Here is a 21,015-nt window from a genome sequence, read left to right as displayed (position 1 = left end):
ATCAGCAGGCTTGGGCGCCAAACGCCCGCACTGCCTCGGCCACGTAGTCGATTTGCTCGGCGGTGAGGCCCGGGTGAATGGGCAGCGACAACACGGTGCGGCACAGCCTTTCGGCCACCGGAAACTGCCCCGCGCGGTAGCCCAGGTACTGGTAGGCCGGCTGCGTGTGCACCGGCACCGGGTAGTACACCACCGACGGAATGCCATGCGCCTGCAGGTGCTGCTGCAGGCCGTCGCGCCGGACTTCGGAATCCAGCGTGATGGTATACTGGTGGAAGACGTGGGTGCTGCCGGGCTGGCGTGCGGGCGTGCGTAGGCCCGGCACAGCAGCCAGCGCGGCATCGTAGTGGGCGGCGGCCTGCTGACGGGCAGAGGTCCAGGCCGCGAGGTGTCGCAGCTTCACCCGCAGCAGGGCGGCTTGCAGCGTATCGAGGCGGGAATTGAGGCCGATGCGCTGGTGCACGTACTTTTTGCCGCGCTGCTGACCGTGATTCGCCAGCTCATAGAGCTGCGCGGCACGGGTCTCGGAACGGGTGAGCAGGGCGCCGCCGTCGCCCAACGCGCCGAGGTTTTTGGAAGGGAAAAACGAGGTAGTACCCATCTCGCCTACCGTACCGGCGGGCAGTAGCGTGCCGTCGGGGAGCTGCCAGGTAGCCCCAATGGCCTGGGCATTGTCTTCGATGAGGGCCAGGTGGTGCTTGTCGGCCACGGCGCGTAGGGCCGTGAGGTCGGCGCACTGCCCGTAGAGATGCACGGCCATGATGGCGCGGGTGCGCGGCGTGAGGGCGGCTTCGGCGGCGGCGGCATCGAGGCAGAAAGTGTGCGGGTCGACGTCGGCCAGCACCGGTTTCAGGCCGAGAATGGCGGCGGCTTCGGCAGTAGCCACGTAGGTGAAGGCCGGCACGATGACCTCGTCGCCGGGCTGCAGGTCCAGCGCCATCAAGGCCAATTGCAGGGCGTCGGTGCCGTTGGCACAGGGAATTACGTGGGCGCCGCCAAGGTACTGCCCCAACTCGTCGGCGAATTGTTGCACATCGGGGCCTTGGATGAAAGCGCCTTCCCGGAGCACGCGCTGCAGGGCAGCATCGAGTTCGGCTTGGATGGCGGCGTGCTGGGCGGGCAGGTCGAGCAGGCGAATGGGCGCGGTGGGCGTGGGAACGAGCAAAGCGGAGACGAAAAGACGGCTTAAAGATACAGCGGCAGCGGTGCGGCCGCCAAAGTGTAGCGGGCCGCGGGCCAGGCCGGGCCACCATAACGACAGACATTCGCAACCCGCTATGTCTACCGTCCGTTTATCGGGCCAAACGCCTCGCCCATGCCGCGGCGGGGTATCCTTCCCAATCCCTGAACCACCTCGAATCATGTTCAAGAAAACACTCACCACCCAAGCCCTGGCCCTGCTGCTGCTCGGCGGCGGCATGGCCTTCACCACCGCCAGCTGCAACCGCGCCGACCGTCAGGAAGCCGCTGCCGACACCGACGCGGCCTACTCCGACTTCAAGACCTTCGTGGCCAACACCGAGGCCAGCGCCCAGAACGTGGGCAACAAAACGCAGGCCGAGTGGGACCAGGAAACCACACAGCTCAAGGCTGATTACGACGCCAAAGTGGCCGCCGCCGAAGCCAACATGAGCAGCTGGGACGACGCCCGCAAGGCGGAATACGAACAGCTGAAAACCCGCTACACCACTGCCTACGACGCCCGTGAAGCCGCCTACCGCAGCAGTGCCAGCTCGGGCGGCATGGACGCCAGCGGCGCCCCCGCCAAGCTGGGCAAGTACTACAAACCCGCCGCCACCACGCCTTCGCAGGCTCTCACCGCCGCCAACGCCCGCCAGACCTACGAGGACTTCGTGAAGATGGTGAAGCAGAACGAGGACCGCTACGACATCGACGACTGGCGCAACGTGAATGCCGAGTGGCGTGCCCTGGATGAGGCCTACGACCGCGTGAAAGGCGACATTCCGGCCAACGACCTGGCCGAAATCCAAAAGGAAAAGCTGAAATACGCCGCCTTTAAGTCGTTCGATAAGTCGGAGGCCCGCGTGGCCGAAGGCGCTGATGCCGTAGAGCGCGGCACCGCCAACGCCGAAGCCGGCACCCGCGACGAGCGCGCCGAAGTGAAAAGCGCCGCTTCCAACACGGCTGCCGACGTGAAAGACGCCGGCAAGTCGGTGGGTCAGAAAATTGGCAATGCCGCCAAGAAAGTTGGCGAAAAAACCAAAGAAGGCTACAAGGAAGTGAAGTCGGAAGTCAAGAATACCGACAACGACTAAGACCACGGATTTCTACGAATCGTCTCGGATTTCACGGATTTTGTGAACGACTAAAAAGAATGGTGCCGCAGCTCTGAGCCGCGGCACCATTCTTTTTTTCAGCCGAAATCCTCCCCTGCCTACCTACTTGGTCGTTAACGCCACTCTTCAAGTAACCAGTACAGCTTCAGCGCATCGAAGGCGCGCAGCCGGGGTTGGGTCGAAAGCAAGTTGCGCCGCAACTGCGGTACAGCGGCTTGCAAGGCCAAGCGGGCGGCAGGGGCCAAGCCCAGCTGTTGCAGCCGCACGGCCGTTTGCACCAGCTTGGTGTCGGCACCCAGCCCTTCGGCGCGGTAGAGCGCGGCCAGGTTGCGCACCGCGTCGCGTGACTTTTCGAGGAACACCGCGGCTGGCTCCAGGCCGTCGTGACGCACGGGGTTGTTGAGGTGCAGGATAGGCACGGCGGCCTCGCGCAGGCGCCAACCGAATTTCGTGTCTTCGTGCCCGTAGCGCGCCAGGCTTTCGTCGAGGCCGAACCGGCGGAATACATCGGCCCGAATGAGCAGGTTGTTGATGGTAATCTGGCCGTAGGGCTCGGCCTGGCGCACGGCGGCGGGGCGGGCTTCGCGCCGGCGGCCGTAGTACCAGCGCAGGTACAGCGCGGGGTCGGCGGGCGGCGCGGCATCGTAGCACGTGCCGCCGATGAGCACGTTGGCTTGGCTGCGCGCGGCCGCGTAGCGGGTCAGGAACTGGTCGTCGGGTAGGTAGCTGTCGTTGTCGAGCAGCAGGAGCCACGGCTGCTGTGCCTGCGCCACGAGGCGGTTGCGCACAGCGGCGCGGCCTACGTTGCGGGGCAGTTCTTCGTACCGAACACCGGGCAGTTGCGCCAGCCGGCGGTTTTGCTCTTTGTATGTAGTAGAGCCGTCGTCGAGCAGGCAAATTTCGGCAGAACCGGGCCAGGCCGGCAGCTGCGCCACCAGCTGCTGAGTCAGCTCGCGCACATCCCGGTTGTACACCGGAATCAGCACCGACAAGCCCTCGGCGGCCATCATTATACCTCGGTGTACGAAATGTTGGTGGTGGCCGAATCGAGCAGCTGACCCTTCTCGCACTTGAGCACCCGCTTGGGGTAGCGCCGAATCAGCTCGTAGTTGTGGGTGGCCATGAGCACAGCCGTGCCCGCGTTGTTGATTTCCATGAACAGGCGCATGATGCCGTCGGTCACGTCGGGGTCGAGGTTGCCGGTGGGTTCGTCGGCCAGCAGCAGCAGGGGTTCGTTGAGCAGGGCGCGGGCAATAACCACGCGTTGCTGCTCGCCGCCCGAAAGCTGGTGCGGCATCTTGCCGGCCACACCGCTCAGGCCCACGCGCATCAGCACGTCCTGCACCCGGTTTTTCATCTTCGCCTTGTCGCCCCAGCCCGTGGCCTGCAGCACAAAGAGCAGGTTTTGGGCCACGGTGCGGTCGTAGAGCAACTGAAAATCCTGGAACACGATGCCCAGCTTGCGGCGCAGGTACGGCACCTTGTCGGTGGAGAGCTTGCGCAGCGGATAGCCCACCACCGTGCCCATGCCCTCGGGCAGCGGCAAATCGGCGTAGAGCGTCTTCAGCAACGAGCTTTTACCCGAGCCGGTACGGCCCACCAAGTACACAAACTCGCCCTTGCCCACCGCAAACGACACGTTTTGCAGCACGGTGTTCACGTCCTGCATAATGTAGGCGTCGCGCAGCTCGATAACGGCCGGGGCAGCAGATTCCATGCGAGTAGGTCTTAGGAGCTTAGAGGTGTGAGCTTGGCAACTAGGTTTTCGGGCTTGATGCGCGTCGAAGCTTGGCAGTAGGTTGGGCTGCGCCGTGTGCTATGCCCCAAGCCCCTACTACCTAAATAGCCAGCGGCTGCAGTTTGCCGAATTCCAACTGCTCGATAACGGCCGCCAGCTCGGTTTCTTTCCCTTCGAGGCCGTAACGGTGCAGGTCCTTCAGCGGGCGGTCGGCGCGGAAATAAGCAATGAGCACAAAGTCGTTGTCGCGGAGTTGGATGTAGTCCGGAATCTTGGCCTTGCCTTTGACTTTTATGATGTACATCTGGTTAATGTGCGAATGTGGAAGAATGTGCTGATGTGCTAATGGCAACGCGCGGATAAAGTTTAGGCTTTCCCGGGCATTGGCACATCAGCACATTCTCACATCAGCACATTAAACAAGTTACGCGTTGACCTTCTTGTGGTCGGCCAGGAACTGGGCCAGGCCTTTGTCGGTCAGCGGGTGGTTGAGCAGGCCGGTAATGACGTTCAGCGGGCACGTTACCACGTCGGCGCCAATTTCGGCGCACTGAATGAGGTGCGGCACGTGGCGCACCGAGGCGGCCAGCACTTGCGTGGGGTAGCCGTAGTTGGAGAAAATCTGCACGATTTGCTCGATGAGCTGCACGCCGTCGTGACCGATGTCGTCGAGACGACCCACGAAAGGCGACACGTAGGTAGCGCCGGCTTTGGCGGCCAGCAGGGCCTGCCCGGCGGTGAATACCAGCGTGCAGTTGGTTTTGATGCCTTTCTCGGAGAAATACTTGATGGCCTTCACGCCGTCGCGGGTCATGGGCACTTTCACCACAATGTTGGGGTGCAGCTCGGCCAGGGCCTCGCCTTCGGTCACCATGCCGTCGAAATCCACGGCAATAACTTCGGCCGACACGTCGCCGTCCACGATTTCGCAGATCTGGCGGTAGTGCGCCATCACCGCATCGGTTCCTTTGATGCCTTCTTTGGCCATCAGGGACGGGTTGGTGGTAACGCCGTCGAGCACGCCGAGCTCCACGGCTTCCTGAATGTCCTTCAGGTTGGCGGTGTCAATGAAAAACTTCATTCGAATGGGAAACGCTTGAAACGAAAACTGCCCCAAAGCTAACCGTTTGCGGGCGAAGGTGACGAACCTCGGGCGGCAATTGGCCTTGGGGCAGGGGCAAAAAAAAGCGAACCAGTATCGCACCGCTCTACCGCCTGCCCTTGCTACCTTCCGGTCCTGGGGGAGTTCAGCGGGAGCTGGTCGTACTGATTCGCCGGGGCAAAGGTAAGCAGGGGAAACGCACTGCCGCAAGTCTTTTCTTGATTTTGGCCCTTGCACACCAGAACAAAGGGGTTATTGCGCAGTGCACAAGGGCCAAAACGGAACCCGCGGTTATTATTGAATAATGGATTGGCCCGAATTACAGAAGCCGCCTCCCGTACCGTTAACTGTTCCGTCCTCATAAACCTCTATCACGTTAGATTCAAACGGGCTGTACTCCTGCGCCGCGATAGGCCCGGTGAAACGCATGAAACCCAATGATTTACGCCTTACTTTGGCTCCACTGGCACATCTGGTCGAATAATACATGCGGCCGGCTGAGATGCTCCAGGTTCCCACGTTGCGCAGGGCGGAGTTGGTATAGTAATCGTGGGTGCCGTCAGCTTTTACCCGCACTTCGGTGAAGTAGCCGGGATTAGAGGGGAAACTTGTTCGGATAGTGCGGCCCACAACTTTGCGGTAGAGTTCGTTGTTGAAGGTGAGATTGACTGGAAATAGCACAGCCCGGCTGTTGGTCTCATCATACAACGACAACAGGTAGCTACCCGCATTCACATCGGCGCTTTGGGGCGGGGCTGTACTCGACACCGCAAAAGTGCTATACGTGCCCGGCGTGGTCCCATTGAAGGTAGGTTGCTTGACCTGTACGTACTGCCCGTTGTATTTCAGACGGTAGTAATGGAGCGATTGGGAAGGCGCTTTGAACGCATCGTTGGGCTGCAGCACTTGTTCAACAGAAAAAGTTGCTGGATCAGCTTCCCCGTAAATGTGCCCCACGTTGTTGATCATGTCGTAGCTTAACACTTCCACCGTATAGCCGGGCATTACCGGGCTGTACTCCGCCGTGACGGTCTTTTTCACACTTACGCTCAACGTGGGATAATCATAGGCCAGCTCAAAGGTGAATGGCGTTACTGCATTGAATGTGTTGCTGGTTGCCTTGAGGGTAAGCACATCTCCGGTGGCAGGGGCCGTTCCTGTGACGGTAATGCCCGAGGTGAATATGTTTCGGACCTGCAAGCGGCGGGCCGGGATGTTCATGGTTTTGGTAGTGCCTTGGGTTTTGGCTCCCACGAACGGGCTCAGGGAGGTGGCACTGCCGGCGAGCCACTGCTTGAGTTGCAAGAGCACCGCGTTTATCCGAGTATGAAAACCGCGGACTTCCTCTACCCCGCTGAGTATTTGCTTCGCCAGTTCCGGCCCGGCTTGGGCGTCGCTGGCTTGCACAGTGCGGTACGTGGCCTCTACTTGAATCCCCTTGGGAGTGTCCTTAAACAGCTTCAAGGTGCCGCCGTTGCCCTCGGCGGGGCGGTTGCTGTAGTCGTTGATGCTCATGGCAATGCCCGTCGTGTTCAGAATGTCTTGCTGAATCACCAGCGTCTGGTTTAGCTGGTACAACATGCCTACTGACCCCACCAACATCACCAAGGGGCTGGCCACATAGCCGCCCACGGCCATAGTCCCAACGAAAAAAACCAGCTTTATTCGCGCTAAAGCGTAAGGGGAAACCATTTTGCTGAGCCGGTCAGCGGGGTCGTCGTTGGCGGTGGCTTTGTCGCCAAGCGTCCCGAAATCAACTTGGGCAAAGGCCATCTGACGCATCAGGTACGCCACTTCCAGTTTTTGGGCCGCCGTCGCGTTGGCGTACATAGCCGGTAGGCTTTGTTGCAGGTTCTTAAGCACCGCAAGGTTTTGGGCCGGCAGCGGATAGGTACTAGCCGTCGTTAGTCCTTCGGTGTAGGCCACGGCTACAGCTAGGCGGCTCTGAAAATCGGCAAACACCGCGGCCGGGTCCTGAATAGCGGCGTACTGCCCGATGGTTAACGTTAGCGTGCTTTTGAAACCTAGGGCAGCCAGGTCGAGGCTCTTGGCACCGCTGGAAACTACCGGCACAATAAAGGCAGCTTGTGTGTCGCTAACCCGGGCCAACGCCACCTTTTGCCCTCCCAGGGTTACCTCCCAGCCGGGCTTGTTGTCCAAGGTGTTGGTGGAGGTCAGCGTCACCACGTCGCCGGGCACGGCGGTGGTTTTGTTGAGCGTCACGGTGCCGGTGTTTTCGGGCACGTCGGGCTCCACGGTTTTTTTCTCACAGCTGCTGGCGAAGAAAAACAGCAGGAACAAGGGCAGCATCAGCCACCAAGTGGCCGGGCGAGTAGGTAGAGGTGTAAGCATGCAGGTGGAGCGTGAAACTTGGCACAGGCCAAACTGCACAAAATTAGGCGCTTCTGCTCACCGCTGAAATACCCACTTCCAGGTAATTTTTGCTACGGCACCGGGGCCCACGTGCGGTGCTCCGGCAACATAATTATTGCCCGTCGGCAGCAGTTGACCCGCTCGCGCCAATTACCTTTGCGGCCATGCCTCAACAGATTCTCATTCTAGATTTTGGGTCGCAGTACACCCAGCTCATTGCGCGGCGCATCCGCGAGCTGAACGTCTTCTGCGAAATCCACCCGTATAACCACGCCCCGGACCTCACTGAGGATATCCGGGGCGTCGTGCTTTCGGGCTCCCCCTGTTCGGTGCGCGACCCGGAAGCGCCCAACCCCGACCTCTCGCAGTACCTGGGCCGCGTGCCGGTGCTGGGCGTGTGCTACGGGGCGCAGCTGCTGGCCCAGCAAGGCGGCGGCGAGGTGCTGCCGGCCACCATCCGCGAGTACGGCCGGGCCCGCCTGCACCACATCAACACCGAGTCGCCGCTGATGCAGGGCCTGAGCCTCGACTCGCAGGTGTGGATGTCGCACGGCGACACGATTAAGGCGCTGCCCGCAGGCTTCGACATCATTGCCAGCACGCCCGAAGTCGAGGTAGCAGCATACCACATTGCCGGGCAACCCACCTACGGCATTCAGTTTCACCCCGAAGTGACGCACTCCACCCAAGGCAAGCAGCTGCTGCGCAACTTTGTGGTCGACATCTGCCAGTGCGACCAGTCGTGGACGCCGGAGCACTTCGTCGATTCAATGGTGGCCAGCCTGCAGCGCACCATTGGCGAGACGGACCAGGTCATTCTGGGTCTGTCGGGCGGCGTCGACTCCTCGGTGGCGGCGCTGCTGCTGCACCGCGCCATTGGGCCGCGGCTGCACGGCATTTTCGTCAACAACGGCCTGCTGCGCAAGGAGGAATTTGCGAGCGTGCTCCACTCCTACCAAGGCCTCGGCCTGAACGTGACCGGCGTGGATGCCGCCCAGGAATTCTACACTGCCCTGGCCGGCCTCACCGACCCTGAGCAGAAGCGCAAGGCCATCGGCCGCACCTTCATCGAGGTGTTCGACCGCGAAGCCCACAAGGTGGAAGGCGCCCGGTGGCTGGCGCAAGGCACCATCTACCCCGACGTCATCGAGTCGGTGTCGGTGAAGGGTCCGGCCGTCACCATCAAGAGCCACCACAACGTGGGCGGCCTGCCCGAGCACATGAAGCTGCAGGTGGTGGAGCCGCTGCGCATGTTGTTCAAAGACGAAGTGCGCGAAGTGGGCGAAACCCTGGGTCTGCCGCACAACATCCTGCACCGCCACCCCTTCCCCGGCCCCGGCCTGGGCATCCGCATTCTGGGCGACATCACGCCCGAGAAAGTAGACCTGCTCCAGCGCGCCGATGCCGTGTTTATTGATGCGCTGCACCAAACCGGCCTCTACAGCAAGGTGTGGCAAGCCGGCGCCATGCTGCTGCCCGTGCAAAGCGTGGGCGTGATGGGCGACGAACGCACCTACGAGCGGGTGGTAGCCCTGCGCGCCGTAACGAGCGTGGACGGCATGACGGCCGACTGGGCCCACCTGCCCTACGACTTTCTGGCTGACGTATCGAACAAAATCATCAATCAGGTGCGCGGCATCAACCGCGTGGTGTACGACATTTCGTCGAAGCCGCCCGCAACGATTGAGTGGGAATAAGGACCACGGATTCGAGCGGATTCCGTGGATTTTGTGGAAGATTGTCACCCTGACAAAACAGCCCGGCCTTGCGGTCGGGCTGTTTGCTTTTATGCTTCTGCTGACCACACTGCGGCGCCTACTACGAAAAAATCCGAAGCCTCGGGGCTTCGGCTCGGTAATCGTCCACAAAATCCGCGAAATCCGTTGAATCCGCTCGAACCCGTGGTCTACCGCATGCCCACCGGGTTTTGCACCTCAATTTCAAGGCGCTCCAGCTTGGTGATGGGCACGTACTGGTTGTCGTGGGCCTGGTTGGGGTAGCCGATGCCCTGGAACACCATGCCCGACACCGGCCCGGAGTTGGCCAAGGCCTGCTGAAACGCTGGGCCGTTCTGGTGCAGCTGCGTGCCGAAGTAATACAGCAGCTCGAAGCCGGTGAAGGCAAACACCGACGGCGGAATGTTCTGCTGCTGGGTGTAAAGCTGCCGGAAGCGGCGCACGCCCGGCAAAGTCGCGTCGAGGTACTTGGGATGAATGAAAAACACTTCCCGTTGATCGAGCTGGCCGAGGCTGACGCTGGAGTTTTCCAGCCACGAGGCGAAAGTCAGCAACGGCACGCGCAGGCCCTGGGCACTCAGGGCATTGAGGGTGGCGGGGCCGGCTTTCTTGCTGTCGGAGGCCACTACCACGTGGCCGGCGCTTTTCACGTCGTAGCCGCCAAAGGCCGATGCTATGGCGTCGGGCACTTCCGAATCGACGCGGCGCAGGGCCAGCACCTTGCCGCCGAGGGCTTCGTAGGCGGTTTTGTAGGCTTGTCCGAAGGCGGTTTCGTCTTTGGAGTCTTCGTGGATTACCACGGCCGGGCCGCCGCCGAAAGCGCGGTAGGCAAACTCGGCTGCCTGCCGGCCCTGGGTGGCGGTGCTGGGCTCGTACAGGTAGTGCCAGAGGTTGTCCAGCACCAAGTCGCCGTCCTGCGAGAGGGGGTTGACGGTGATGATCTGCTTTTCGCGGGCGAAACGGGCCAGAATCTTGCTGCCCGACTTGTACACCGGGCCCACAATCAAATCCATGCTGGCCAGCTCGGGCTGTTGCAGCAGTTGCTTGAGCTGCAGCGTGTCGGCCCCGGTATCGTAGGCGTAGAGGTTCAGCGGGCGGCCTTCGCGCTGCAGGGAGTCCTGCGCCAGCTTCAGCCCCGCGTACAGGTCGTTGACGAACTGCAGGCGGCGGCGCGTTTCCCAGCTCGGGTCGTCGAACTCGAAGGGCAGCAGCACGGCCACGTTGTAGCTGCTTTTTTTGGCCGGGCGAGGGCGTGGTGTGTAGCGGGTGCGGTCGAGGCCAAACTGCGTGACTACCTGATCGAGTTGGGCCTTGTCGGCTTCGGTATAGAGGCCGCCGAACACCAGCTGCTCGGCGTAGCCCCGGGCCAGCGCCGTGTCCTGCGGGTGGCGGCGCAGCAGGTTTTGCCAGAGGGCTTTGTCGCGCAGCCGGGCGAAGTACGTGGCTTTCATGGCAGCCTTCTGGGCGCGCAGCTGGGTGAGTGGCATTTGCTCGAGCACGCGCAGGGCGTTGTCGGTGTCGCCCTGCTCAAACGAGGCCTGGGCTTGCAGGAACATGGCCTCGGCCAGGCTCGGCCACTGCGGGTACTCGGTGCGCAGCAGGTTCAGCATCTGCTCGGCCTCGGCCCATTTCTTGGCGCGGCTGGTGGCCACGGCATACAAATAAGCCGCTTCGGGGGCGCGGCTGTATTTGGCGGCCGGGCCCGTCAGTGGCTGCAGCTCCTGCATGGCCAGGTCGTAGCGCGCTTGGTCGATGAGGGTTTTGCCGTTGCGGTAGCGCGTGTCGGGGTCCTGCGACCCAAGGTTGGCGGGCAGCGGCGGGGCAGACTTGGCCGCCGGTTTGGGCGCGGGAACGACGGTTGGGGCGGGCTTGGCAACAGCGGGTTTGGCAGCAGTGGCGGTAGCTTTTACCGGGGTGGCGCCCGTCTTCGGCGCGGGGGCCGCGGGAGTGGCACCGGGCTTGGCTGGTTTGGCCGCGGCTGGGGGCGTTTTGGCGGGTGCGGCCGGCACAGCTTTGGCAGGAACGGATGCCGCTGGGCGCCGGGCTGGCACTTGCTGAGCCGTAGCTGCCCCAGTTAGCAAACTTCCCACAACCCAACCAAAGTACAGTAACCGCATAGCAAAAGGCAAAAAAGCTGAAAGCCGGCGGCTGTTCACAGGCCGGATTGGCAAAGGTACGCAAGCCCTACAGGCCGCCATACGCAGGCTGGCAAGCAGCAGTACACATTAATTTTCTTTAATAGTAAAACTATCATTTATAAAAGTAGGTACTTCGCATCGTCTTCCCTTTTGCGGCTGATCATGCAAAGCACCCTCCGCCCCGAACTCAACGACAAGCTTTACCTGCGCGACCCGCAAGCCACCGACCTCGGGCGCAAAATCATCGGGGAGAGTGTGCGCCTGATCGACGAGGTGGGTTTCGAGCAGTTCACGTTCAAGAAGCTGGCCCAGCACATTGGCTCCACGGAGGCGTCGCTGTACCGGTATTTTGAGAACAAGCACCGCTTGCTGGTGTACCTGGTGTCGTGGCACTGGGCGTGGCTGCGCTACCAGATTCAGTACCACACCCACAACGTGCCCGACCCCGCCGTGCGCCTGCGCACGATGCTGGGCATTGTCACGCGGGCCCACCAGGACCACGCCGCCACCACCCACCTCGACGAAGCTGCCCTGTACCGCATTGTGGTAGCCGAGGCTTCCAAAACCTACCTCACCCGCGAGGTCGACGCGGTGAACCGCGACGGGTTTTACCGCGAGTACAAGCTGCTGGCGGCCGATATGGTGGCGGTGGTGCTGGAAATCAACCCCGCGTTTCCCTACCCCCACGCCTTGGTCAGCACCGTGCTGGAGTCGGCCCGCAAGCAGCTCTTCTTTGCGCAGCACCTCCCCTCCCTGGCCGATGCCCCCGACAAGGCCAAGGCCGAAGACAGCGTGCTGCTTTTCCTCAACCACCTGGTTTTCGCAGTCCTGACGAATTGAGTGAAGCCGGCCGGCAAACCTGCCCCGCCACGGCCTCGTGCCCCCGGCCCGTTTCATGCCTGACCACCCAAGCTACTTCTTACCGAAAATGGCTGATACTTCTTCCGTTGCTTCCCTAAGTCCCGGCCAACGCCTGTGGCGGCTGCTAGGGGCCGAGCGTCGTGACATTGCCTACCTCTATGTGTATGCCGCGCTGGCCGGGCTCATCAACCTGTCGCTGCCGCTGGGGGTGCAGTCGGTTATCGGCTTCGTGTCGAGTGGCGCCGTCAGCACCTCGTTGGTGGTTCTCATCGGGTTCATTGTGGTGGGCACGTTGCTGGTGGGCGGACTGCAAATCATGCAGGTATACCTGGTGGAATTTGTGCAGCAGCGCTTGTTTGCCCGCGTGGCCTTCGATTTTGCCGTACGCCTGCCGCGGGTGCGCACCGAAGCCTTGGGCGGACAGTATTTGCCTGAGCTGATGAACCGCCTGCTCGACGCGCCCACGCTTCAGAAGGGGCTGGCCACGCTGCTGCTTGAATTCAGCGCCGCGGGGCTGCAGTTGGTGTTTGGGCTGGTGCTGCTGGCCTTCTACCACCCGGTGTTTATTGGTTTTGGCGCGGTGCTGGTGGGCTTGTTGGGTGCGCTGCTGTGGGCTACCGGGCCGCGCGGCCTCAGCACCTCACTCACCGAATCGAAATACAAGTACCGGCTGGTGGCCTGGCTCGAAGACGTGGCCCGCACCGTGCACACGTTTCGGCTGGCCCCGCGGCGCCCCCTGGTGCTCGACCGCACCGACGAGTTGGTAACAGGTTACCTCACGGCGCGGCGCGGGCATTTCCGGGTGCTGCTCACCCAATACGCGGGGTTTGTGGCGTTCAAAACCCTCATTACTGCGGCGCTGCTCATCATCGGGTGCTGGCTGCTGCTCAGCAAACAGCTCAACATCGGGCAGTTTGTGGCGGCCGAAATCGTCATTATTCTCACCATCGGAGCCGTGGAAAAGGTGCTGCTCAAGCTCGATGTGGTCTACGACGCCCTCACGGCCATCGACAAGCTGGGGCACGTGCTCGATCTGCCGGTGCTACCCGACACGCCCGGCGCGGCGCTGGAGTTGCCCGCGGCTTCCACGGGCTTGACGGTGGAGCTGCGGGGGCTGCAGTACCGCTACCCCGGCGCGGCCGCGCCCACGCTGGCCGAGGTGGCGCTGCTGGTACCCGCTGGCCAGCACCTGGGCCTGGCCGGCTACGATGGCTCCGGCAAAACCACGCTGCTGCGGGTGCTGGCCGGTCTGCTGCCCGACTACACCGGCATCATCAGCTACAACGGGGTAGCCCTGCGCGACCTGTCGCCGGCGGCCCTGGCGGCGGCCGTGGGCGACAACATTTCCCACCAGCACCTGTTCGCCGGCACGGTACTCGAAAACCTCACCCTCGATCAGCCCGACATTGCCCCCGGCGACGTAAGCTGGGCCCTTGGCCTGGTGGGGTTGAGCGACTATTTCGCGGCGCAGCCCCTGGGTTTGGCCACGCTGTTGGGCCCCGGCATTCCGCACTCCGACCACGTGCAGCAGAAACTACTGTTGGCCCGGGCCCTGGTGCGCCGGCCGCGCCTGCTGCTACTCGACCACTTTCTGCCCGGCGTGGAGCCGGCCGAACGCCTGCGCATTCTGCGCCAGCTGCTGGCACCCCACCAGCCCTGGACGGTGCTGCTCGCCTCCAACGACCCGCGGGTGCTGGCCCTGTGCCCGCGCACGGCGCTGCTGCGCGACGGCCGCCTGGTTGCCGATGGGCCTTACGCCGAAATAGCCCGTCAGCCTGAACTAGCTGCTTTTTTCGCCTGATCTAGCCCCCAGCAAACCCGCTGCTGCCGGTAGCGGCGCTGGTTGGGAAGATGCAGTACCTCGCAACGCGCCGCTCGTTTGCTGCCCGCAACCCGTTAATTCCCTCTACAGACCATGCCTTTTGCCGCGCATCCCTTAGCCGAAACGCACCCCGACAAAGCGGGTTTTCGGTCCTTCGAGCAGGTGCATACGCCGCGCGCCGGCCGCACGCTGGCCCGGTGGTGCGCCGCGCTGGGTGGGCTGCTCCTGCTGGCGGGGTTTCTGCCCTGGACGCAAAACATCCGCTCCGAGGGCACCCTCACCACCCTGCGCCCCCAGGACCGCCCGCAAACCGTTCCCAGCACCATTGCCGGCCGCATCGAGCGGTGGCACGTGCGGGAGGGCCAGCTGGTGCGCCGTGGCGACACGCTCCTGGACATTGCCGAAACCAAGGACAAGTATTTCGACCCCAACCTGTTGGCCCGCACCCGCGAACAGCTGGCTGCCAAGGCCGGCACGCTGCGCGAAAACGCCGCCAAAGCCCAGGCCCTCGGTACGCAACAGGCCGCCTTGCGGGCGGGCCTGCAGGTGAGCTTAAACAAAGCCCGCAACAAAGTGCGCCAAACGGCCTTGAAGGTGCGCGCCGATTCGGCGGAGCTGGTGGCGGCGCGCACCGACCAATCTGTTGCCCAAGCCCAGCTAACCCGCCAGCAAACCTTGTACAACCAAGGGCTGAAGTCGCTGACCGAGCTGGAAAGCCGCCGCCTGAAGCTGCAGGAAGCCACCGCCAAGCTGCAAGCCGTGGAAAGCAAGTTGGGCAGCAGCCGGCAGGAGCTGCTCAACAGCCGGCTCGAACTGAACTCGCTGCAGGCCGAATACCAGGACAAACTGGCCAAGTCAGAATCGGACCGGCGGGCCACGCAGGCTTACCAGTACGATGCTGAAGGACAGCTCGCCAAGATGCGCAACGAGTACGCCAACCTGCGCATTCGCAGCGGCTACTACCGCATTACGGCCCCGCAGGACGGCTACGTGGTGCGCACCCTCAAAGCTGGCCTGGGCGAAATGGTGAAAGAAGGCGAAGCCGTGGTGACGGTGATGCCCCACCGGCCGCAGCTGGCCGCCGAGCTTTACGTGCAGCCCATGGACATACCGCTGCTGGCCGTGGGCCGCCGCGTGCGCCTGCAGTTCGACGGCTGGCCGGCGCTGGTGTTTTCGGGCTGGCCCGGCACCAGCTTCGGCACGTTTGCCGGCCGCGTGGCCGTTATCGACAACCTCGATTCCAAAGGCCGCTACCGCATTTTGGTAACGCCCGAACCGGGGTCTGAGCCCTGGCCGCAGCCCCTGCGGGTGGGTTCGGGGGTGTACGGCTGGGCCCTGCTCGACGACGTACCCATCTGGTATGAGCTCTGGCGCCAGCTCAACGGCTTCCCGCCCAATTTTGTGGGCTACCAAAAAGGCAGCCCCGACAAACCGGATAAGAAAGCCGCCGAACCCACAGCCGACGACACCGAGCTATGAGCCTCCGGTCATTGATGTCCCCACGCCTGGGCGTGCTCGGTCTTTGGGCGCTGCTGTGCTTGCCCGTGCCTCAACACGCCAATGCACAGGCACCCGTTGCGTACCTGGCCGGCTCCTCGGGAGGTGCTGCGGGTGCAGCCTCACACTCCGTTCCGGGGCCTTCTGCCCTACCCGCTGCGGCCAACGACAGCCTGTTCGCCTTGGCCGATCTGCTGACCTTGGTGGGCGAAAACCACCCCGTTGCCCGCCAGGCGGCGCTGCTGCCCGAGCGCGCCCAGCAAGAAGTGCGCTTGGCCCGCGCGTTGTTCGACCCGCTGGCCGAGAGCAAGTTTTACCGAAAAGAGTTTGGCGGCCAGGAATACTGGAACCGGTGGGACAACACGCTGCGCCTGCCGCTCTGGTACGGCCCCGATCTGCGCCTGGGCTACGAGCGTAATGTGGGCCCGCGCATGAGCGAACAGGATGCCACGCCTACCGCGGGCCTGAGCTACGTTGGTTTGTCGGTTCCGCTGGCCCAGGGCTTGCTTTTCGACGAGCGCCGCGCCGCCGTGCGCCAGGCGCAGGCCTTGCGAGGATTGGCGGAAGCCGAGCGCGTAGCGGCCCTCAACAAACTACTGCTGAGCGCGGCCAAGGACTACTGGAGCTGGGCCTTGGCGCACGAGCGGCTGCGGCTTCTACAAGCCAACTACCGCTTGGCCGAGGTGCGCTACCGCGCCGTGCGCGAGCGGGTCCGCCAAGGCGACATGGCCGCCATCGACTCGGTAGAAGCCTTGACCGAGCTGCAAAACCGGCAGGCCCAGCAGTTGCAGGCCGTAGTGGAGTGGCAAAACGCCACCTTGAGCCTCAGCAATTACCTATGGGACCCGCAACAACGCCCCCGCGAGCTGCCGGCCAGTGCGCAGCCCCAGCCGCTGCCGCCGCCCGCCGCGTGGCAGGCCGGGCCCGCAGTGCCCCTCGAGCAGTTGGTGAGCCAAGCCCGCCAGCAACACCCCGACCTGCTCAAGACCCGCGCCAAGCTCGCCCAACTCGACGTGGAGCAGCGCTTGGTGCGCAACAAGCTGCTGCCCAAGCTTTCCGTCGACTACAACCTGCTGCTCCGCGGCCGCCCGTACCAACCGGAAGTAGCGTATGGGCCGGCCCCGCTGTACCAATACAACTACAAGCTGGGCCTGAGCTTCGCCTACCCGCTGCTGCTGCGCCAGGAGCGGAGCAAGCAGCAGCTGGCGCGCCTGAAAATTCGCGAAGCTTCGTTGAGTCTGGCACAATCTACCCGCGACATCGATACCGGGTTGCGCCAGACGGCCAACGAGCAACAGGGCCTGTTTCAGCAGTTGGGGGTGCAGCAACAGCTGGTTGCCAATGCCCAGCGCCTGCGCGATGGGGAGCAAGCCCGGTTCGAAAACGGCGAAAGCTCGGTGTTCTTGCTCAACGCCCGCGAAGCGGCCCTGCTCAGCACGCGCCTCAAGCTGGCCGAGTACCAGGCCAAGTACGCCCAAACCCAAGCCGCCATTCGTTGGGCTGCTGGCCTGGCACCTGATTCTTTGCCCTAGCTTCACCGTTGGGCAGCCCGTTTTAGCCTACGGTCTGCTCCGGCATCTGCTTTATGCCTTGGACTTATTTGGTGTATTCATAGTACTTAAATACCTTACGGATTAGCTACCTGCTTGCATTGTCCAATTCTGCACAGGTACGGTCGTCCAGTTAATTGTCTACGCTCTACCCCGTTGCCACACACCAGCACGGGCCTCTCCCTTTCCCCATGCCTTCCCTGCTGCTCTTGTTGGGGCTGGTGCTGCCGTTCTTCGGACCGGCCGCCGCCCGGCCTGCCCCCGCCCCCAACCCCTACGTGGGCATGTGGGAATACCGCACCGACTCTACCCTGTTTCGGGTGCAGCTGCGCGAAAAGCGCAACTTTCAGATGCCTAACCAGAAGGTCAGCGACGTGGTGCTGGGCAGCTACAGCTTCAGCCGAAACGGCCGAGTGGTGGAAGAGACGTTTTCCGAGAAGTCGCGCTACGTGGCCCCGTTCGGCATGCTCAAGCCCGGCTACGAAACCCGCCTGTCGGTGGTCTTTCAAGATCAGCTGGGCCTCAACCACGCCCGTGTTTCGCTGCAGTTCAAGCCCGGTCAGCCCGATGTGCTCGTCTGGACGCGCGAATACGCCCTCGAAACCGTACGCATCAACGACAACCGCCCCGCCCGCTTCACCCTGCCCAACACGTTCGAGCTGGTGCGCACCAAGTAAGCCACGCTGCGCCTACCTGCCAGGATGCGGCCTCATTGCCTATCTTGCCCGTCGCATGCGCATCTCCCCCTCCCTTGCCCCCATGACCTGGGACCGGCTGCTTTCGCGCCGCCGCTACCCCGAGCAACCCCAGCTCCACGTCGTTTCCGATGCCCCGCCCGTGCGCGGCGCCTTCGTGCAGGACTACGACCGCGTGGTGTTCAGCTCCGCATTTCGCCGGCTGCAGCGCAAAACCCAGGTCATGCCCCTGCCCGAGACGGACTTTGTGCACACCCGCCTCACCCACTCCCTCGAAACCGCCTGCGTGGGCCGCTCCCTCGGCCGCCTGTCGGGCCGCCTGCTCATGGAGGCCGACGACGAGCTAAGCCAGCAGCTGCCCTACTTCGACGCCGACTGCGGTGACATCGTGGCCGCCGCCTGCCTCGCCCACGACATTGGCAACCCGCCCTTCGGCCACTCCGGCGAAGACGCCATTTCGGCTTACTTCCAGAGCCCCGCCGCCGAGCCCTTCGTGCGCGTGCTCAGCCCCGCCCAGCGCGCCGATTTGCAGCGCTTCGAGGGCAACGCCGCTGGCTTCCGGGTGCTCACCCATACCTACCCCGCTCACAGCAGCGGCACCGCCGGCCTGGGCCTCACCTACGCCACCCTCGGCGCGTTCAGCAAGTACCCCAAGCCCTCGGTGGTCGACGACGACGACAAAACGGGCGGCATCAGCGAGAAGAAGTTCGGCTACTTCCAGACCGAGGCCGACCGCTTCCGCCACGTGGCCAACGACCTCGGCTTGCTGCCCAAAGGCGACCCGGCCCACGGCTTCTACCACCGCCACCCGCTGGCCCTGCTCGTGGAAGCTGCCGACGACCTCTGCTACCGCATCATCGACTTCGAAGACGGCGTTAAGCTCGGCCTCATCGACCACGCCGAGGGCCTGCACCTGCTGCGCCAGATGCTCGCCGACGACCCCACCCGCCCCCGCACCGTGCAGTGGCTCGACTGGCGCGAAGAGCTGGGCTACGTTCGCGCCCGCCTCATCGGCAAGCTTGTGGCCGAAACCGCCGCCCTCTTCGCCAGCCATGCCCCCGCCATCCTGCGCGGCGAATACGACGCCCCGCTTATCCAGGAGCTCAGCTGCTGGCACGAGTTGCAACAAGTACAGCTGCTGTCCGTCGAACGCCTCTACCGCAGCCGCCCCGTGCTCCAAATCGAAGCCGCCGGCTTCGAGGTCCTCGGCGGCCTGCTCGACGCCTTCCTGCACGCCACCTTCGACTCCACGGCCAGCCCCCGGGCCCGCAAGCTCCAGCAACTGATACCCGCGCAGTTCCGCGCCGTCGGCCCCCAGGCCGGCCTCTCTGCCTTCGAGCAAATCATCTTGCTCACCGATTACGTGGGCGCCCTCACCGACCAAAACGCCCTCAGCCTCTTCCGCACCATCCGCGGCATCGACCTGCCGAAGGGGTTTTGAGGAGTTGGGAGGCTGCGCCGAAGCCATAGAGCTACGGGTTGGTTTGCCTGCTCATCTGAGGAGAGACTAGGAGTGGTTGACCGTCGCCCGAACAGCTGCGGCCTCTCCTCAACCCGCAAGCACCTACTACCATTCAGACAGTACTTACCGCCTCACCGCAGGCTCCTGCCAGCACCTGCTCCCTATCTTTGCCCTGCCATTTTCCTCCTGACCTATGCCCGACCTGAACCTCTCCACCAGCGACCAGCTTTTCACCCGCGCCAAAGACCTCATGCCCGGTGGCGTCAACTCCCCCGTGCGCGCCTTCCGCGCCGTGGGCGGCCACCCGGTTTTCATGAAATCGGCCCAGGGGGCCTGGCTCACCGACGTCGACGGCAACCGCTACCTCGATTTTATTAACTCTTGGGGACCAATGATTTTGGGCCACGCACCGCAAGTTGTGCTAGATGCCGTACAACACGCCCTGCCTGACTCGCTTTCCTTTGGCGCCCCCACCCGCCGCGAGGTAGAAATGGCCGAGTTGATCTGCGAAATGGTGCCGAGCGTGGAGAAAGTTCGCCTCGTCAACTCCGGCACCGAGGCCACCATGTCGGCCATCCGCGTGGCGCGCGGCTACACCGGCCGCGCCAAGATTCTCAAGTTCGAAGGCTGTTACCACGGCCACGGCGACTCGTTCCTGATTTCGGCCGGCTCCGGGGCCCTCACCCTCGGCACGCCCGATTCGCCCGGTGTTACCCAGGGCGTGGCCCAGGACACCCTCACCGCCCCCTACAACGACCTAGCCGCCACCCGCCAGATCCTCGAAGCCAACCCCGGCCAGATTGCGGCCATGATTATCGAGCCCGTGGTGGGCAACATCGGCCTCGTGCCGCCCGCCGAAGGTTTCCTCCAGGGTTTGCGCGAGTTGTGCACCCAGCACGGCATCGTGTTCATCTTCGACGAAGTAATGACCGGCTTCCGTCTCGCCCGCGGCGGCGCCCAGGAGCTGTTCGGCGTGCTGCCCGACCTCACCACGCTCGGCAAAATCATCGGCGGCGGCATGCCCGTGGGCGCCTATGGTGGCCGCCGCGACATCATGGACCAGGTGGCCCCAGCCGGCAAAGTCTACCAGGCCGGCACGCTCTCCGGTAACCCCATTGCCACCGCCGCCGGCCTCGCCCAGCTGCGCTACTTGCAGGAGCACCCCGAGCTGTACCAAGAGTTGGACCGCATAAGCGCCCGCCTCGCCGACGGCACCCGCCAGATTGCCGCCGAACTGGGCCTGAACTACACCGTCAACCGCGTCGGCTCGATGTGGAACGTGTTCTTCACCGCTCAGCCCGTAACGGACCTGGCCTCCGCCAAAACTTCCGACCTCGAAGCCTTCGGCCGCTATTTCCGCGCCATGTTGCACCGCGGCATGTACCTTGCTCCCTCGCAGTACGAGGCCGTGTTCATCAGCACCGCCATGACCGACGACTTGGTAGACCTCTACTTGACGGCCTGCCGCGAATCGATGCGCGAGGCGCACGGTTTGTAGAGGTCTCAGCTAAACTTCCCTGTCATCCTGAGCATTCTGCGCATCAAGCAGAGACGAAGGACCTTTTCACGCCAGAACGAATGTCGCTGCAATGACTCGTTCAGCGGTGAGAAGGTCCTTCGTCTCTGCTCAGGATGACAGATAAAGAATGACCTGCTTTCGGACCGCGCATTGCGGTTTTCCATCCGCTTCAATAGCAGCCAAAGCCCATCTGCAACATCTGCGGTTTATCTTTGCCCCGCAACC

General features: G+C 63.3%; 16 protein-coding genes and 1 other RNA gene. 9 read left to right on the top strand and 8 right to left on the bottom strand.

Features of this window, described 5'->3' with window-relative positions; all coding sequences use genetic code 11:
- Window position 1 precedes the first annotated feature (1 nt).
- Entirely contained in the window at window positions 2-1,165 is a 1,164-nt protein-coding gene (locus F0P96_RS02170; RefSeq protein WP_235917349.1) for a DegT/DnrJ/EryC1/StrS family aminotransferase, read from the bottom strand.
- Between the two features lie 196 nt (window positions 1,166-1,361).
- On the opposite strand from F0P96_RS02170, the gene F0P96_RS02165 reads away from it, so the two are divergent.
- Complete coding sequence (locus F0P96_RS02165; protein ID WP_151077096.1) at window positions 1,362-2,276, top strand: hypothetical protein; 915 nt, start codon at window positions 1,362-1,364, stop codon at window positions 2,274-2,276.
- 134 nt (window positions 2,277-2,410) lie between these two features.
- Here the strand turns inward: F0P96_RS02165 and F0P96_RS02160 are convergent, their stop codons facing one another.
- From F0P96_RS02160 to F0P96_RS02135, 6 genes are all read right to left on the bottom strand, one after another.
- Window positions 2,411-3,307, bottom strand: a complete 897-nt coding sequence (locus F0P96_RS02160; protein ID WP_151077095.1) for a glycosyltransferase family 2 protein — start codon at window positions 3,305-3,307, stop codon at window positions 2,411-2,413.
- On the bottom strand, window positions 3,307-4,014 hold the full coding sequence (locus F0P96_RS02155; RefSeq protein WP_151077094.1) for a cell division ATP-binding protein FtsE: 708 nt from the start codon (window positions 4,012-4,014) through the stop codon (window positions 3,307-3,309). The genes F0P96_RS02160 and F0P96_RS02155 overlap by 1 nt, the downstream gene beginning before the upstream one ends.
- Window positions 4,015-4,135: 121 nt before the next feature.
- A complete protein-coding gene (locus F0P96_RS02150; protein WP_151077093.1) occupies window positions 4,136-4,339 on the bottom strand; it encodes a fructose-6-phosphate aldolase in 204 nt (67 codons plus the stop codon).
- Between the two features lie 120 nt (window positions 4,340-4,459).
- A complete protein-coding gene (gene fsa, locus F0P96_RS02145) occupies window positions 4,460-5,116 on the bottom strand; it encodes a fructose-6-phosphate aldolase (RefSeq protein ID WP_151077092.1) in 657 nt (218 codons plus the stop codon).
- 100 nt (window positions 5,117-5,216) lie between these two features.
- Window positions 5,217-5,313, bottom strand: an RNA gene (ffs, locus tag F0P96_RS02140) — signal recognition particle sRNA small type.
- 118 nt (window positions 5,314-5,431) lie between these two features.
- Entirely contained in the window at window positions 5,432-7,381 is a 1,950-nt protein-coding gene (locus tag F0P96_RS02135; protein WP_151077091.1) for a hypothetical protein, read from the bottom strand.
- 293 nt (window positions 7,382-7,674) lie between these two features.
- Here F0P96_RS02135 and guaA point away from each other — a divergent pair, with 293 nt between their 5' ends.
- Window positions 7,675-9,207 carry a glutamine-hydrolyzing GMP synthase gene (gene guaA / locus F0P96_RS02130; RefSeq protein ID WP_151077090.1) on the top strand — a complete coding sequence of 511 codons (1,533 nt, stop codon included), beginning with the start codon at window positions 7,675-7,677 and terminating at the stop codon, window positions 9,205-9,207.
- A gap of 209 nt (window positions 9,208-9,416) precedes the next feature.
- Here guaA and F0P96_RS02125 read toward each other — a convergent pair whose 3' ends face one another.
- Window positions 9,417-11,255 carry an ABC transporter substrate-binding protein gene (locus F0P96_RS02125; RefSeq protein WP_151077089.1) on the bottom strand — a complete coding sequence of 613 codons (1,839 nt, stop codon included), beginning with the start codon at window positions 11,253-11,255 and terminating at the stop codon, window positions 9,417-9,419.
- A 291-nt stretch (window positions 11,256-11,546) separates the two neighbouring features.
- Here F0P96_RS02125 and F0P96_RS02120 point away from each other — a divergent pair, with 291 nt between their 5' ends.
- The 7 genes from F0P96_RS02120 to hemL all read left to right on the top strand — a co-directional run bounded on the left by F0P96_RS02120 (window position 11,547) and on the right by hemL (window position 20,769).
- Window positions 11,547-12,224 (top strand): TetR/AcrR family transcriptional regulator, encoded by a 678-nt coding sequence (locus tag F0P96_RS02120; RefSeq protein ID WP_151077088.1) that lies wholly within the window; start codon window positions 11,547-11,549, stop codon window positions 12,222-12,224.
- 88 nt (window positions 12,225-12,312) lie between these two features.
- On the top strand, window positions 12,313-14,046 hold the full coding sequence (locus tag F0P96_RS02115; protein WP_151077087.1) for a peptidase domain-containing ABC transporter: 1,734 nt from the start codon (window positions 12,313-12,315) through the stop codon (window positions 14,044-14,046).
- A gap of 114 nt (window positions 14,047-14,160) precedes the next feature.
- Entirely contained in the window at window positions 14,161-15,546 is a 1,386-nt protein-coding gene (locus F0P96_RS02110) for an HlyD family secretion protein (RefSeq protein ID WP_151077086.1), read from the top strand.
- A 200-nt stretch (window positions 15,547-15,746) separates the two neighbouring features.
- Entirely contained in the window at window positions 15,747-17,096 is a 1,350-nt protein-coding gene (locus tag F0P96_RS02105) for a TolC family protein (RefSeq protein WP_167291143.1), read from the top strand.
- 209 nt (window positions 17,097-17,305) lie between these two features.
- A complete protein-coding gene (locus tag F0P96_RS02100; RefSeq protein WP_151077084.1) occupies window positions 17,306-17,791 on the top strand; it encodes a DUF6705 family protein in 486 nt (161 codons plus the stop codon).
- 55 nt (window positions 17,792-17,846) lie between these two features.
- Window positions 17,847-19,250, top strand: coding sequence for a dGTP triphosphohydrolase (dgt, locus tag F0P96_RS02095; RefSeq protein WP_151077083.1), 1,404 nt, complete (start codon window positions 17,847-17,849; stop codon window positions 19,248-19,250).
- A 214-nt stretch (window positions 19,251-19,464) separates the two neighbouring features.
- Window positions 19,465-20,769: a glutamate-1-semialdehyde 2,1-aminomutase gene (gene hemL, locus F0P96_RS02090; protein WP_151077082.1), complete on the top strand. Its 1,305-nt coding sequence runs from the start codon at window positions 19,465-19,467 to the stop codon at window positions 20,767-20,769.
- Window positions 20,770-21,015: the final 246 nt, after the last annotated feature.

This window comes from Hymenobacter busanensis (genome assembly GCF_008727865.1).
In the GTDB taxonomy this organism is placed as follows: Bacteria; Bacteroidota; Bacteroidia; order Cytophagales; family Hymenobacteraceae; genus Solirubrum; species Solirubrum busanense.
Note: the sequence above shows the minus strand (reverse complement) of the source record. Positions and strands in the feature narration are given on the sequence as shown.

Excerpts from the sequence above, each read along its gene's own strand:
- F0P96_RS02165 (WP_151077096.1), top strand. The coding sequence starts at position 1,362 with ATGTTCAAGAAAACACTCACCACCCAAGCCCTGGCCCTGCTGCTGCTC.
- F0P96_RS02160 (WP_151077095.1), bottom strand. The coding sequence starts at position 3,307 with ATGATGGCCGCCGAGGGCTTGTCGGTGCTGATTCCGGTGTACAACCGG.
- F0P96_RS02155 (WP_151077094.1), bottom strand. The coding sequence starts at position 4,014 with ATGGAATCTGCTGCCCCGGCCGTTATCGAGCTGCGCGACGCCTACATT.
- F0P96_RS02150 (WP_151077093.1), bottom strand. The coding sequence starts at position 4,339 with ATGTACATCATAAAAGTCAAAGGCAAGGCCAAGATTCCGGACTACATC.
- fsa (WP_151077092.1), bottom strand. The coding sequence starts at position 5,116 with ATGAAGTTTTTCATTGACACCGCCAACCTGAAGGACATTCAGGAAGCC.
- guaA (WP_151077090.1), top strand. The coding sequence starts at position 7,675 with ATGCCTCAACAGATTCTCATTCTAGATTTTGGGTCGCAGTACACCCAG.
- F0P96_RS02120 (WP_151077088.1), top strand. The coding sequence starts at position 11,547 with ATGCAAAGCACCCTCCGCCCCGAACTCAACGACAAGCTTTACCTGCGC.
- F0P96_RS02115 (WP_151077087.1), top strand. The coding sequence starts at position 12,313 with ATGGCTGATACTTCTTCCGTTGCTTCCCTAAGTCCCGGCCAACGCCTG.
- F0P96_RS02110 (WP_151077086.1), top strand. The coding sequence starts at position 14,161 with ATGCCTTTTGCCGCGCATCCCTTAGCCGAAACGCACCCCGACAAAGCG.
- F0P96_RS02100 (WP_151077084.1), top strand. The coding sequence starts at position 17,306 with ATGCCTTCCCTGCTGCTCTTGTTGGGGCTGGTGCTGCCGTTCTTCGGA.
- dgt (WP_151077083.1), top strand. The coding sequence starts at position 17,847 with ATGCGCATCTCCCCCTCCCTTGCCCCCATGACCTGGGACCGGCTGCTT.
- hemL (WP_151077082.1), top strand. The coding sequence starts at position 19,465 with ATGCCCGACCTGAACCTCTCCACCAGCGACCAGCTTTTCACCCGCGCC.